Source organism: Enterobacter sp. DC4 (genome assembly GCF_000568095.1).
GTDB classification, from domain to species: domain Bacteria; phylum Pseudomonadota; class Gammaproteobacteria; order Enterobacterales; family Enterobacteriaceae; genus Enterobacter; species Enterobacter pseudoroggenkampii.
Genome location: NZ_AZUB01000014.1, coordinates 29,502 through 43,374, shown reverse-complemented (window position 1 = coordinate 43,374; position 13,873 = coordinate 29,502). Strand labels below are relative to the sequence as shown.

The 13,873-nt window shown below is 52.0% G+C and carries 19 protein-coding genes; 1 reads left to right on the top strand and 18 read right to left on the bottom strand.

From position 1 onward, the window contains the following. Positions 1-13: 13 nt before the first annotated feature. From traU to traM, 17 genes are all read right to left on the bottom strand, one after another. Entirely contained in the window at positions 14-994 is a 981-nt protein-coding gene (gene traU / locus P349_RS01260; RefSeq protein ID WP_274518292.1) for a conjugal transfer pilus assembly protein TraU, read from the bottom strand. An 11-nt stretch (positions 995-1,005) separates the two neighbouring features. Beyond that, positions 1,006-1,656, bottom strand: a complete 651-nt coding sequence (gene traW, locus P349_RS01265; protein ID WP_032648805.1) for a type-F conjugative transfer system protein TraW — start codon at positions 1,654-1,656, stop codon at positions 1,006-1,008. Next, a complete protein-coding gene (gene trbI / locus P349_RS01270) occupies positions 1,653-2,000 on the bottom strand; it encodes a type-F conjugative transfer system protein TrbI (protein WP_032648806.1) in 348 nt (115 codons plus the stop codon). Before trbI ends, traW begins: the two co-directional genes overlap by 4 nt. Further along, positions 1,997-4,627, bottom strand: coding sequence for a type IV secretion system protein TraC (traC, locus tag P349_RS01275; protein WP_032648808.1), 2,631 nt, complete (start codon positions 4,625-4,627; stop codon positions 1,997-1,999). The genes trbI and traC overlap by 4 nt, the downstream gene beginning before the upstream one ends. Further along, entirely contained in the window at positions 4,620-5,183 is a 564-nt protein-coding gene (locus tag P349_RS01280; protein WP_032648810.1) for a conjugal transfer protein TraP, read from the bottom strand. Before P349_RS01280 ends, traC begins: the two co-directional genes overlap by 8 nt. Then, complete coding sequence (locus tag P349_RS01285; protein ID WP_032648812.1) at positions 5,173-5,577, bottom strand: hypothetical protein; 405 nt, start codon at positions 5,575-5,577, stop codon at positions 5,173-5,175. The genes P349_RS01280 and P349_RS01285 overlap by 11 nt, the downstream gene beginning before the upstream one ends. Continuing rightward, positions 5,561-5,743: an FtsK/SpoIIIE domain-containing protein gene (locus P349_RS01290; protein WP_032648813.1), complete on the bottom strand. Its 183-nt coding sequence runs from the start codon at positions 5,741-5,743 to the stop codon at positions 5,561-5,563. The genes P349_RS01285 and P349_RS01290 overlap by 17 nt, the downstream gene beginning before the upstream one ends. 3 nt (positions 5,744-5,746) lie before the next feature. Continuing rightward, entirely contained in the window at positions 5,747-5,971 is a 225-nt protein-coding gene (locus tag P349_RS01295; protein ID WP_032648815.1) for a TraR/DksA C4-type zinc finger protein, read from the bottom strand. A gap of 119 nt (positions 5,972-6,090) precedes the next feature. Next, positions 6,091-6,639 carry a type IV conjugative transfer system lipoprotein TraV gene (gene traV / locus P349_RS01300; protein WP_032648817.1) on the bottom strand — a complete coding sequence of 183 codons (549 nt, stop codon included), beginning with the start codon at positions 6,637-6,639 and terminating at the stop codon, positions 6,091-6,093. Between the two features lie 21 nt (positions 6,640-6,660). After that, positions 6,661-8,061, bottom strand: a complete 1,401-nt coding sequence (traB, locus tag P349_RS01305; protein ID WP_032648819.1) for an F-type conjugal transfer pilus assembly protein TraB — start codon at positions 8,059-8,061, stop codon at positions 6,661-6,663. After that, a complete protein-coding gene (gene traK / locus P349_RS01310) occupies positions 8,048-8,791 on the bottom strand; it encodes a type-F conjugative transfer system secretin TraK (protein WP_032648821.1) in 744 nt (247 codons plus the stop codon). The genes traB and traK overlap by 14 nt, the downstream gene beginning before the upstream one ends. Beyond that, positions 8,778-9,344 carry a type IV conjugative transfer system protein TraE gene (traE, locus tag P349_RS01315; RefSeq protein WP_032648823.1) on the bottom strand — a complete coding sequence of 189 codons (567 nt, stop codon included), beginning with the start codon at positions 9,342-9,344 and terminating at the stop codon, positions 8,778-8,780. The genes traK and traE overlap by 14 nt, the downstream gene beginning before the upstream one ends. Before the next feature lie 14 nt (positions 9,345-9,358). Continuing rightward, positions 9,359-9,664, bottom strand: coding sequence for a type IV conjugative transfer system protein TraL (traL, locus tag P349_RS01320; RefSeq protein ID WP_032648824.1), 306 nt, complete (start codon positions 9,662-9,664; stop codon positions 9,359-9,361). Between the two features lie 137 nt (positions 9,665-9,801). Continuing rightward, positions 9,802-10,152 carry a type IV conjugative transfer system pilin TraA gene (gene traA, locus P349_RS01325; protein WP_032648826.1) on the bottom strand — a complete coding sequence of 117 codons (351 nt, stop codon included), beginning with the start codon at positions 10,150-10,152 and terminating at the stop codon, positions 9,802-9,804. A 57-nt stretch (positions 10,153-10,209) separates the two neighbouring features. Continuing rightward, positions 10,210-10,434 (bottom strand): TraY domain-containing protein, encoded by a 225-nt coding sequence (locus P349_RS25830; RefSeq protein WP_071995337.1) that lies wholly within the window; start codon positions 10,432-10,434, stop codon positions 10,210-10,212. A gap of 77 nt (positions 10,435-10,511) precedes the next feature. Continuing rightward, positions 10,512-11,210 carry a hypothetical protein gene (locus P349_RS01330; RefSeq protein WP_032648828.1) on the bottom strand — a complete coding sequence of 233 codons (699 nt, stop codon included), beginning with the start codon at positions 11,208-11,210 and terminating at the stop codon, positions 10,512-10,514. A gap of 187 nt (positions 11,211-11,397) precedes the next feature. Continuing rightward, positions 11,398-11,793 (bottom strand): conjugal transfer relaxosome DNA-binding protein TraM, encoded by a 396-nt coding sequence (gene traM, locus P349_RS01335; RefSeq protein WP_032648830.1) that lies wholly within the window; start codon positions 11,791-11,793, stop codon positions 11,398-11,400. A 430-nt stretch (positions 11,794-12,223) separates the two neighbouring features. On the opposite strand from traM, the gene P349_RS01340 reads away from it, so the two are divergent. Beyond that, a complete protein-coding gene (locus P349_RS01340; protein ID WP_032648832.1) occupies positions 12,224-12,700 on the top strand; it encodes a transglycosylase SLT domain-containing protein in 477 nt (158 codons plus the stop codon). 46 nt (positions 12,701-12,746) lie between these two features. Here the strand turns inward: P349_RS01340 and P349_RS01345 are convergent, their stop codons facing one another. Then, positions 12,747-13,277 carry an antirestriction protein gene (locus tag P349_RS01345; protein ID WP_032648834.1) on the bottom strand — a complete coding sequence of 177 codons (531 nt, stop codon included), beginning with the start codon at positions 13,275-13,277 and terminating at the stop codon, positions 12,747-12,749. Positions 13,278-13,873 lie beyond the last annotated feature (596 nt).

The following is a 13,873-nucleotide window of genomic DNA, read 5'->3' as shown; positions in this document are numbered from 1 at the left end:
AAGATTCCTTTTTTCAGAGGTAGACGCAGTTACGTTTACGCCACAGCAAATAGCCGAAGTTCTTCCGCGTGCTGGGAGGATTCCGACCGGTCTCCCAGCGCATGACCGTTCGGCCTAGTGGGTGACACTGCGCCGCATCCGGGAACATGTTCACCATCTGATAACGCCAGCGCTCTTTGGGGATAATGGGGGACGGGTACTCATAGCACACAGCCACATCAGCACCCACGCTCTCCAGAATTTGCCCCTGCCGGTGCAGTTTGAATGCCATACGTTCACTGACCAGCAGTGAGGACTGAAGTGGGCTGGATTCATTACTGACCCAGCCATTAAAGGGATACATTGAGCCCTGAGAACCCGCGCACCAGAACAAAGGATCAAGCGGTTTGCCTACAGCACTGGCTATCGCATCGGCAGCGCATGCTCCCTGAGCTATAGGATTGGCAAAAATAACGGCTTCGGGATTCAGGATGGAGGTCAGCGCACTGTCCCCCCAGGTGGGGTCAATCTCGGACAGATAACCGATATCCATATCACCGCCCTGCAGACACCCGAGCGAGGTGATGATGTTCAGCCAGTATGTCAGCGGATATTTGTACCAGTGCACGTGGTAGAACGCGCCATTGACCTGCTTATCGTCTTTCTTCGCCGTCCCCATCCCCATTTTGCCCAGATTGATGGAAAAGCCGCCCAGATTGACCATACAGCCTGGCGAGCGAGTCACATCCGTCATGGCCATGGGTTCCCAGTACCCGATAGCCAGACCGATACGCTGAAATATCGGTGGCGGCATCGGGCATATCTGGATTGGGCTTCCCGGATTGGATGTATCGGGTAGATCGCCACCGGTGACCTGTGCGCTCCCCAACGATAACGGAAACATACAACGCCAGCAGATGTCGGTAATGGGATTGACAAAGCGTCCCTCACAGGCCACATCGGCAGCCATTGTGGATTGAGATATCCCCCATAAAAACAGAGCGCTACAGGCCAGAAATAGCTTCCTCACCTTGCACCTCCGCTATCATATTGCGTCATTAATGGCGGAATAACTTCCACCTGCAGACGTAACCCGCTGGGTGCGGCGGTGACCCGGGCAGGAACGTCACTTATCCCGAATCGGGTAGTGAGCGCGCCGTTCTGATCAAAGTAAATCCGGCTGTCCAGCTTCTCTGATGTTTCCGGAATATTGCCGCGCACCAGGATAATGCGCGATATCAGCGTGTCGGGTTTCTGCCGCTTCACCCAGGCAACCTGCTCAGGGTCATCACCGTTGATGAACAGCAGCGTTTCATTAAAGGGAGTCACCTCCAGTGGGTTAAATACCTGCCCGGCCCGGGCAAATATGTTGCCGTGGTGGTCAGAAAGGTCTTTGTCCACCCGTACGCTCGGGTCGAACCAGCGGCGTTCGTAACGAATTGCGCGCTTAATACCTTCAACCGGTGGCGGCCGCTGGCTGTTTCGTACCACTCGCTCCTTAAATTCGGTCATCTTTCTGTCCATTTCGCCAGATTGCTGCAGCGACTGCAGGCGGTTTTCGATAACAGTCAGCATGTCCGGCTCCTCCACTGGCCAGAGATCACCCCAGGTTCCCAGGTCAGTGGCTACTGCGCTGTAACTCAGCAGTATCAGGCTCAGGGTGAGAGGGGCTCTCATGGCTCCGCCTTCATCCGGCGGGAGACGTCTTTCTGAATCTCCCGGGTGATGTCTGGCGCGCCCTGCACCACGGCGGGTGCCACCAGGATGAGGCCGCGATGACGGACCTGCCAGTCCTGCAGGCTGGCTTCCAAAGCCGTGTTAAAGCGCCCGGAAAGCGCCTTCGCCTGTGTCTCATCCAGCGATTTACGGCTGACGCTGTCAAAGAAGGCATCCACCGTTGACTTCATGTCAAAAGCCGCCACCACAGGAACACTTAGACGACAGGTAAGCCAGCTGACACCCGCACTGGCGAGCAGCGTGCCGGCAATCAGCGAGGCGGTGATTAGCGTGTTTTTTTTCATCGTGTCTTTTTCCCTTCATGCTCTTCAAGCCAGCGCTCCAGCGAGGCCATTTCCGGCCCGGACTTTTTCCACGCCAGCTCCCAGACAGCTTCGTGAATACTCAGGCCTTCCCGGCGTCGCTGCTGCAGAAACTCAAAGTCCGGGCCGTCCGAGGAGTACATTGCCCGGCTGAGCGGATCGACGAACAGGCGGTGCCAGGACGTCAGGTGCTCAACCGAAAGCATAAAGCTGCTGAACCAGTTATCCTTCGCGCTACCAAAACCCTTAATCATGTCGCGCTGCAGCTGCGAATACTGGTCCGGGTACAGCTGGTTGTACTTGGCGAACTCTTTGGCGGACTGTTTGAGGATAATTTTGTAAGACGAGTTACCCCATGCCGCGCGGGCGGCGCTGGAGGCCGTTTCCGAGTCAAAATCGACGATGTTCTGCGTAATGGTGATGTACGAACCGGTATGGCGACGGGCGGTACGGTAGCCCTTCTCGATAAACGCCCCGACCTTGTTGTTCTTGAAGTCCAGCAGGCGCCAGCCTTCGTCTATCACGTTGAGCTTCTTCAGGCTGCGTGGCGTGCGGTACATGCGATTCTCAATGTAGAGAATGAGCGAGAACATCACCGCCACCAGGAGGGACGGTCTGTCCTCCAGCCCGCCCAGCTCGAGGACCACCATCCGGGCCTCGTCCTTCAGGGACGGTTCGTCGGAGTTGAAGTAGCTGCCGTACACTCCGTTGCGGGTGTACTGTGTCAGCAGCACCACCATCTCATCGAGGCGGCTGCGGATGGTCGGCGATCCGCTGTACTCTTCGCTGTCGCGGGCCATCATCAGGTAGTCAACCACGTCGTCAATGCGCGCCTGATTTTTCTTCGTAAGCCAGGTGGCCTTCACCGCCTTGAGCAGCAGACCTTCGTGCACCTCGTCCAGGTTGCCGTTGGGGCTGGCCATCACGGACAGCTGGTCCCGCAGGCGTTCGGCCATCTCATCGATGGTATCGTCGGTGACGTTGGCGAACGGGTTAAACTTAAGCGTCTCTCCGTCGAGGTATACCCCGCCCATGTTCTCGCACAGGGACTTGTAGCCGTCGCCCATGTCGAACACCACGGCGAACCCGCCGGAGTCGATAACGCTGCGTATCAGGGGCTGGATAAGCCCGGTTTTCCCCGCGCCGGAGGTGCCGCACACTGCCATATTGAAGTTGGTGTTCCCCATGCCGCGGCTGAACAGGTCGATAAACGCCAGCTGGTTGCGGTAGGTCGGCGCCAGCAGGCCGGAAGTAGCAAGCGGACTGTCCGCCACCACCGGCAGCAGATTGGCGACATTAAAACTTTCAGCGCGCTGCACCACGCCGGACTCGCGCAGTTGTTTAAAGAGACCACCGCACGCCATAAACGGCAGGTTCACGAGAAAATTGCGCATATGGTTAAAGCGCGGGGAAATTAGCTCGAAGCCATTTTTACGGAAGCTGTTCAGCACGTCCTGCTCAACCTTCAGCGCGGTTTCCTGGTCATCGCGGCAGAAGAGGGTCACGTTCAGGAAATAGCTCACCAGCGAGGACTGCCCGGACGACAGGCGCTGGCGCAGATCGCCCCACTCTTTTGCCTCCTGCTCCACGCCCGGAAAGAACTTGGCGTAGCTGGTCTTGGACTTCTTCTCAAGATCCATGAACTTCAGGTTGGCCTCATTCTGCGCCTTCACCTGGTCTTCCACGCTGAGGACGAGCGTCAGGATAAACGGACACGAAACGGACAGTTCCGGATTGAGAAGGTTGCTGTAGTTGTCGGCCATATTCCAGAGGAAGGCCAGCTCCGGATTTTTGGTCAACTGAAAATTCATGATGCGCGCAGTGCTGTTGCGACCGTTCCCGCGCAGCCCCAGCGTCATGTAGTCGGCCTTCACCTTCAGGTCGAAGGAGTCATCCACGCACTGGTAATTCAGATCCTTGAGCGGGTCCAGCTCGCGAACGGTGGGATACAGCGCATCCGGGTTGTGGTTTATCATTTCGCCCGCAATGCGGATAAAGGCATCCGCGTCCACGCTGCGGGTGGCTATCTGCGCCCCCTGCAGCGAGGCGCGGATGATTTTGACCTGGTTTTCCATCTCCATCACACTGGCCTTGCTCCCGCGTTTGCGGGGGACGCAGCAGGAGATGTACACCCGATAGTTACGCAGGGTCAGCGGCAGGTTGAGGTGATCGGGCAGCGGGAACCCTTCTTCTGCGGCCCTGAGATAGTAGGCGCGGGTGATGGCGTTGAACGTATCAGCCTTTTCTCCCGTCCAGGAGAGCTCACGCAGGCCATACTCGATATCCTGCCCCACCAGGTGGCTGGACACCAGGTGAATGGCCACTGGCACCTCGCGGGTGAGCTTGGTACGCATCAGGTTTTCCAGCGACGAAACGATAGTTTCGTTGGCGCCGTTGATGGGCTGCGCCTCCAGCATAAAGCCCATCGTCTTTTCGTTCATGAAGAGGCCGGTTTCCGCATCGTAGTCGCGGTACGGCAGCACGCGGCTGAACTGAGGGAAACTCATCTGACCAAGAACATCATTCGCTTTGGCGGACTCATCCGGCATTTTCAGTGCCGTGACCAGAGCATTAACGGTGCGGGTAACGGTATCCAGCGGATTACTCATGCCCCCCCTCCTTTTTATTGTCGGCGGTTTTTACCACTTCCGTAGCAGGTACCGGGGGGCTGGCGGGGATACCGTAGTGAAAACGCGCTGAGCGTATCTGACCGTACAGGCAGAAATACGGACGACATCCCATAAGCAGCGCAGCCCCTGAAAACACAATAGCCATCACAATCCACAGCAACTTAAGCGGACTCAGCTCACTGTCAACATGAGCGGCATATCCTTTAGCATCGGTGATGTCGCTGCCTCTGTCCTGGCAAACGGCAGAAGGGCCACCTGCAAAAATCTGCACAGGCTTGTCCGGCGGGGTAGCCGGTATAACGGGTTGTAAAGGTTCATCAAGGCAGGCGGCAATACGGAACTCGCCACTGCTGACGCTGTGCGTGACGGACATAATCTCCTGCGCCATCGCCTCTCCGGGCGTGGTGTTCTCCATCCACAAAAGCATGGCAACCAGCAGCATCAGCGTGGCGGCAGGCCAGACAATCAGATAGTGAAAAGCCCAGGCAAGCCATCGAAGGCAATACAGCAGAACGGACAGAAGCTTAAGCATCATTCCCGTTACCTCCGGGATTCAGCGGAAACCAGACGCTGCAGTTGTCTCTGATAGCCGCCGCCAGCCTTTCCCCGTCCTCACCGCTATACAGTGCTTTAATCTGGCTGACGTCAGACTTCGCCAGGAAAATCTGGGTCATCTGCTGTTTTGTTACGCTCATACCTGAGCCTGCTTTACCCAGGAACAGACAGTGCCCACGCTGCCGTTGCATTATGTGTTGAGAAATCCCAGCCTTCCCGTCGAGGGCGGGAGCGCTCTGCTGAGACGCTGAAAGCCAGAAGTCGCGCTCTGCGGCATTAACACAGATGACACGCATCCCCAGTGCCTCGCAGCTGGCCGCGATATCGTTAAGGTGACGAGTTTTCCCCGGACCACCGTTATCCCTGGTTGTCATGGTTTTCTCCTGAATCATTGTCATTTTTCTGAATGCCTTCGCGCCCGCTGTCAGAACGCCGTCCTGACAGAAGCGCCTGCACCATCTGAGCGCAGAAAACCGTCTTACCGCTTCCCGTGCTGCCACAAACCATAAAATTGCCCTGCTCAGTGATTGTTTTGCTCATCGGTCACCTCAGATACTGTTTTTGTCGGATTTCCATAACCCGCTGGCATTCCGTACAGGTGCGCACGCCCGGGATGGCCTGTTGCCGCCTGAGGGGTATGCGATTGCCACAGCATTCGCACCGGTTACGACTTTTGCCCTGCAGGCAGGACTGCTGCCTCGCGGCCTGTATATGAAGCTGGTTCAGCAATTCATCCTGCTCCTGCAGGAGATCAAGTTCGTCTGCCATCAACGCTCTCTGCTCATACTGTCAGGACACGCTACCGCCCATCCCTTTTCACGTTTCAGGGCACGCGTGATAACGACAGATTGTTAAAATAGGTGCCACACGCGGTGGCGGTTCAGGATTCAGTTAACGCGTGGGGTTCCCCACGCTGACGGTTTCACGACAAAAAACACCCGCGTTGGCTGGTGATATACATCCAGGGTATCGATGTACGGCGCTATCCACAGACCAGCCGTCTTCTCCCCTACCCTCAGCGGACGTGGATCAACAACCATCTCGCGGGTGGAAACAGGCACGGGCAGAGGCTGATAGCTGACGGCTCGGGTTACTGGTACAGAAACCTTCGCAGGCGAATTTTGAGTAAATGGTGACTTCACCTGCTGTGTGTTGCGCAACGCAGGAGCCGTCGTCGTTGCGGGAACAAGTGGTGCCGTCAAAGGCTGAGCTGAGACGGTGCGAAAATTACCCTCAGCCAGTCGTGGCAGTGCGGCCACATCCGGCTTTACCGTATTGCTTTCCTCCAGACGTTTGGCTTTGTCATTGGCCTGTTCAATGGTCATGCAGGTATCTGACGTGGTGGCGTTACATTCAAAGTCACTCGCTGTGCCGGCACATCCTGACAGGAGAAGAAGGCTTCCCAGAGTCATGACGAGTGGTGCTAACTTATTCATAAGCTGTTCCTTTCCGTGGTGTTAGGGTGTATTTGCCGCTGGCATAAACTGACGCTGGTCGAGTTTTCCGAGTTTTTGCAGCATTTGATCGGTGTTAAACCCATTCATGCCACCCTCGGGAACTGAAGGCGCGGGAACCGGGCTTTTCCCTTCTCCTTCTGCAGACTGGCGGGAAGAGGCCTGAGCCAGCTCTTCAATGGTTTTCAGCTGGAAACCATCCTGGAAAACCACCGTCACTTCATTACCGGCCCCAATCGGGATCACCGGGTGATATTGCTCAGCGCGCTTGATGTAGTAATCGCTGAGTGTCTGAGCGGCTTTGGAAGCACCGCCACCAATCCCCATTTTCATGACATCACCGGCGCCCAGACTCGCAGTCGCCCCCAGGCCTACTGTCGGTTGAGAAGCGCTCTGCACTCCCTGACCAATACCGTCAACAAATCCAGCCCCCCACGCCCAGCCAAGGATCTTGCCGTTACGCATCACAACCTCACCTTTAATGCCGTTCTTGCCCATAAAGCTCACGTGTCCGGCAATAGGTTGATCGATGGTGACGCCGTGTTTCAGGCAGCTGATATTGCGGGTGCGTACAATGGCGCGTTCGCTGGAAACATCCCCCCAGGCTTCAAGCCCCACAAAACATCCGGTCAGGTCGTACGTCTTGCTGTTAGGCATTTCCACTTTCCCGGTCAGTCGCAGCTGCATTGGCACAGTGGACTCATTACCGGTGACAGACGCATTGGCGTCAGCCCCCTCAATCAGCATCGATTTGGCAAAACTTCCGGAAGGGATATACGGCAGAGAGGGGCCGTTCTTCTCCGTGCCATAGTTGAAGGTCTGCCGCCGAATTTGATTGGGTACAGGAATAGACTGGTAGTGCACCTGTGCTGGAGGTGTGACGCCGTTGCCCGGATAAAAGGATGTAGGCGGTGGTACTGAGCTGCCCGGAGTCTGTGGCGGGAATCCCGTTGGTTGCGGTTCACCCTCCGGACCGGGTGGTGGTGATGGCGGCTGCGGTGCAGGTTCTCCCGATGTGGTGGCAGGTTTCAGACCCAGAGCACTGACCTGTGCAGACAGGGCAGCATTATCCTTGTTAAGCTGGTCTATCTGGTGCTGGTACCCCGCCTGCCCTTTACTGAGCAACTCAAGCTCACGACGCATCTCGTCGTATTGCTTTTGCATTCCTGCAGCCGTAGCCTGCATTTCAGTCGTCGCATGCTGCTGCACCTTCTGGTCAAAGGTACTGTCCACCACGCCCGTCATATCTGGTGCAGGTTCGTTTGCGGTTGACGCGTTGCTACTTCCTTCATAACGCGCATCGGCCAGATACCAGCCGCCGCCGCCAACGACGCCGATGGTGGTCAGCACAATTCCCAGCCAGATAAACTGTTTACGCTTCACAACGGAATTAATACTGGCCATCTGATGCCCCCCCGCTGCTGATGATGAACACCTGCAGCGATCCACCGGCAAGTAACTGACGGGCTGGCTCAGCGAACAACACGCCACGGATACCGCTCTGCCAGAAGTCGCTTTCTGTCAGATTGCGAACAAACCCGGAAGCATTAGTCACACGGTAGCGAACCACCTTCAGATGATTGCCTGTCCATACCCGCTCGGCGCTTGCAGATAATCCAGCTGGAGCGGTAAGCGTTTCGGTTGTTACCGGTATAGCCTGCCAGCCTGCTGGCAGCTTACCGCCCAGCAGATGTTGGCTGAGGGAAACGAGCGTAGTCTCATACGGAGAGGATTCTTCCCAGGTTCGGGCCTCCTCTCCGGTACCAGAGAGTTCGCTAACCAGACGAACGGTACGGCCCACACCCGCGCGGGGGACTGCCTGTACAGAGAAGTTCAGCCCACGCTCGGTCTCGAGAATAAAGGTGAAAGGCTTTTTGTTCAGGGTGCTGACAATGACACCGCCACTGGCCGTTTGCTCCTGCCGGGTCAGCTCACCATCCAGACTGGTCAGGGCCGTCACGCGATCTCCGGCTACCGTGAACAGGTTCGGGTCAGTGTTACTGATTGCGATACTGGCCTGTCCACCATTCGTCAACGGCACGATAGTTGCTGAAAGTGCCGCTGGGGCAGCAAGACATCGTCCCGAAGCCAGCATCAGCAGCGCGAATACCGTCAGGCGGCTATTTTTTCTCATCGCTAATTTCTCCGAAGTGGCTGAGCCAGCTGATCCCGTCCTGGCGTTCAAACTTCAGGACGTACTGTTTCAGCTCCGGGTAGGGTTTTGAATCGCCAATCCAGGTTTTCAGCTGACCACGTACATCCACGCGATTACTGGCCGGATACACCTTCACGCTGGTCATGTAAAAAGCAGAATTAACGTTATTGTCTTTAATACGTTTGGCATCTTCGGCGAGTTTGATTTTCAGCGCGTTCTGGGAAGCCGGGCGGACGTACGTCAACAATTGTTCATGGGAGGCGTCTACGGTTTCTGGTGTCACATTGACGCGTAGTGCAATAAGAGAGAGGGCCTGCTGCTGCAGATAAGAAGCATCAGCCTGGTTTTGTGACACCGCAAACGGTGCATTAAAAAGCATCGGTGTCACAATGGTTTTTTGTTCGTTCTGAAGGCGATAGTTATTTATGCCCTGAATAACGTTGGTGCTCAGACTCAGCAGCAATAACGTGCCCATCGAGATAAACCCGATGCCAATAACCCGCTGGGTACTGAGGCGTGCTCCATGTTCCATCTGAATATCCCGGTTTATTTAATCCATTGCCGATAGCAGGAATCGGGTACATGGTGAAAAATGCCTCTCAGGAGTGAGGTCGGCATATACCAGTACACCAGGTCCCGCAACCACGAGCTGCCCCGCCCTTTCTTCAGTTTTTTTATTCCCAGGTACGCCAGTACGGCAGCGATAATTCCCGGGATATAATGTTGGGTCCAGAATCCCCACCCGAGGCAAACGAGCGCAGGAATTAGCTCGTCAACAGGCAGGCCAAACCAGCGGCTCTGATTGGTGAGGGTTTCGGGGAAGCGATATTTTTTAAGAGACTCATCTGCCATTTTGTTTTGTCTCGAAGTACAGCTGGCAGCACAGAAATATCTGCCAGCTGGATTACAGGTAAAGCACTCCCCTGAACGCCCAAAGGGCATTCATAAAACACGAAATATGTCGTATGTCGGGAGTGGCTTAGAGGGTATTAATACCCCGCAACGGACATCCCAACGGTAACGAATACTGAAAGAATGGCGAAGCCGGCAAGGAACTTCAGGTTTTTGGTGGTCATATACATCACCGCCCCCACAAGTACCTCGGCCAGAATTACCCATTTAACGACACTGGAATCCTTGCCGAACGTCCCTTTAACGGTGTCATCACCGCTGGACATCAGGTCCTTGCCCGCACCAGCTGCCAGTACGGTTTCCGGGAAAAAGGCGGCCAGAGTGGCAACCGGCAGCGCGTACTTCAGCGCTTTCAGGAATGCAACCTTACCGAATTTCTTCTTGGATTTAGCAGATGGTACTGTTTCGATAATTGATACATCAGTCATTTCATTAATCCTTTAATTACACCAGATAGATTTGTTGAAAGTAAAAATCCTAAAAAACTAGTTTTGTGACTTGGGTTCAATATTGTTTGGAATCACCTCCGCCATTTCAGAGTTGTAGAAATCAGGATACTTTTCTAAGTGATCACGCAGCCGCAAAAGTGCCTCAGCTGATTTTGAACGACCACTTCTGTCTTTCGCCTTCAATATAAGAAGATCTGTTTGTGGATCTAAGTAAATTGACATGGTGACAGTTGGACCACGAAGCCTGTGACGTCGAATCATGTTTTCCCTCTCAAAATTCTCCTGCGCACGAATAGTGACACGTAAAATCCAATTTATTCAATACGCGATAAAATCCACTACTTTTTTAACATAAAATTAACATTCATTATTTTAAGAACAACTAATCTCGCCTTTTCGTAAGCGTCCATTTTCAAGCAATAAAGTCTGAAATCATCATAGTCAGCAAAATGCTTAGCAATCTCATTCTTAACACTAGAAAGCCTGCTTGAAATAGCTTTCTCAGAAACACCAAGATATTGTGAAGTTGTATGAAGATGAAAGCCAAGAATAGAAAAACACAAAGTAATCATTTTTTTAGTTGTCAAACCAGAGAGAAACAAATCAAAATCAAACCCATCCGTTTTGTTCTTATTTGATGTATGAAATAACGCCTGATAATCAGGAAAGAAATTTATAAACCAGAGAGCAAATATTTCATTTTCAACGGAACGAATCTCAACACGCAACTGATAATACTCACCATTGAAACTAAACGTCCGACAAATAGCAGTACCAGCCCCCATGACAAATGCCTCTAACTCTATTGTCGATAAATCCAGTTCGACTTCATCAGCGTCAAAACTAACACTAGAGAAGGATTTAGATAAGGGGTGGAAAAAATCCGAGCATGCGTCATTTTTATAAATTGTATTTCTGAATTGATCACGAATGCAGAAAGGCAAAGGAGAGTCTTTATAAAGTACATTGAAATGCTTTATGACATCATCTAGTGATTGACTTGATTGGGAGAGATCTTTAGGATCGCGCGGGTGCATTGAAGCCTCCTAGAAAGGTTTCTGTGTATAGTCGGTACATCGGGTCTCTACCCCGGTGTACCGGCGAATCGACAAACAGGTTGTCGACAATCAAATTTTAGTTAAGGCTGTATAAAATATAACAACTTCAGCTTACATTGTCACCCAAAAATGGTAGATCGATAATCTATTTATCTTACTTTTTCAGTTAATTATCTTGAGAATCATCATCCTCTTTAGGGAAGAACTGAGACACAATCTCTTCAACATCTTCCCGAATAGATGTCACCATTTCCTTAAATGCAAATTTCTCGTTACCTTCCAGGTGTGGACTAAGAGAAGTCATACCTAACAGCTTACTGGTAGTGAGTTGTGTTTTAAGAATGTTCTCCAGAATGGTTTTATTAAAAAGCGCCTGGTTAAACCCTGACGTTTTTCTTTCCATTTGTGCCTCATAGACGCGCAACCCAAGCTCAAGCAGCATAGATGCAATACTGGAATAGCTAATATCTTTCTCTTTAGCACCTTCGGCACGCCGCTGAACGGCAATCGCATTGATTTTTTCTGCGACATTGTCATTAACATAAACCTGGATCTTAGCCATAAGCCCTCTTATTTAAATATCCATACAAGCCAAATATTACCGACTCTAAAAACACGTATTTTTGTGCGATTCACCATTAGAATCACCACGATAAAATGACGACTCCAGTCACGAATCATCACCCATTTAATGATGAATCTAATATAGATTCACGACACTGGCAAATAAATGTTTTTAAATAAAATAGTCGCCACTGAATCGCGTGCAATTCAATAACGACTCGCTTTAGATTTGCATGCGAATCGCTTTCACACATTAAAATAATTTATTTCACATTACTTTTTCTCTAACTGCATGTTTTTGAATGCCAATCAGCAAAATTTTAATTTTGCGTGGGGTGTGGTGCTTTTGGTGGTGAGGAGTGCATATTAGTTGAGTCTGGGCATGGGATGGGTTAACGTATTTCCGGCATGGTGCCCGGAGGGAAAAAATGAAACGGATCGCTCTTACGTTTTTAACGTTGGCTTTTTCTGGAATGTTGAACGCTGCTGATTGTTTTGATCTGGCAGGAAGGGATTATCATATAGATCCAGATTTGCTTCGGGCAATCTCCTGGAATGAATCGAACTTCCGCACAAACGTTAAAGGCTACAACCCTGTTTCGGGCTTTGGCTCCGGACTTATGCAGGTGGACTCCCAGCACTTTAACGAACTGGCTCGTTATGGAATAAAACCGGAGCATCTTATTTCCGATCCGTGTATGAATATCTACACCGGGGCTTACTATCTTGCAATTGCATTCAAAAAGTGGGGAGTCAGCTGGCAGGCCGTGGGCGCTTATAATGCAGGTTTCAGGAAAACAGAAGAACAGGCGCAGAGAAGATATGTCTATGCCAGAAAAATTGAGGTAACATATCGGGCGATAAAGAACAATAAAAATGCAGCGCAGACTTTTGCAAAACATTAAAAAGACCTCAACAGGAGGTCTTTTTATTCATCCAGTATTTATGCCGTCAATCAATAGCCCGGTAAATTAAATGTGCTTCAGGGTGTTTTATGATACTGATATAGTCTTTCAGTGCATCCTGACGAGCGACGAGGTGCTTACAGACTTTCGAATATTCAGGCCCCATATCTGCAACCTGCCAGGACAACCAGTTCATTATCATCAGCGTGGCAATAATTCCTGCTGCATCAGCACTGACCTCTGCTTCAAAATAATTACCAGGAATAACCATGTTATAGCGCTGTTCACCTTCCGGTGCGATATATCCTGTTTGCGCGGTGGTGAATCTGACACAGTTCGGAGCCACGTTTCCGCCAGTGCCCTGCGGAATAATCCAGTAACTCCAGAATCCGCCATCATAATCTGAATGCTGACGTAACCAGCTGGCAATCATGTTATCAGCAGAAGGCGTAAAAAAGAGCGCAGGAATAAAATCAAGACGTTCATCGCCATCTGTAACAGAGTACCGCTGGCGTTCATCGATTTTAAATTGTTCGGCTGATTCACGAGTGGCGGTTTTGACGTTTAATGTGTGCATTCTGGTTTTCTCCTCATTGGGTTATTACATCGTTCGACTTCATCACTGAGCGGCGAAGGGCAATGAGCAGCTGACAGAAAAGAAATAAAGGGGCGCGCAGCGTTTATATACCCCTTTATTTCTTTTCTGGCTGATGCTAAAAGCAGCCCTCCGCGAACTGATGAAATCGGGCGATAGTCACACCAGGAGAATGCACACATCCCGTAACGGAAAATCGGCGTAAGACGAATTACCGTTACGGGCTTCAGAGTGGAGGTAATTTATTACCGCCACGGTGAAAGCGGTGCATCCATTCTGGATGCAGCAAGCGTGAATTTGAATTTGCGTCAGGATGGACGCCCGAAGGGCGGAGACGGTTTACCGGCTCCGTTCACGACAGCCGTGTCCCTTCTGGGACGACGCCCGGAAAAGAAACGCTTATATCCATATCAGCGGCAGAATAATAAAGACCATCGCCAGCAGGAGAATGAAGAATAGTAATCAGCTAACCAAAAGACAGGAACTTCAGACAACCTCGCGCCGGAATAACGCAGGCAGCGCGTCAGCGCAGCCTGCTTATTCTGCGCCGCAGGCGCGCGGCCTTAGATGCCACGAAA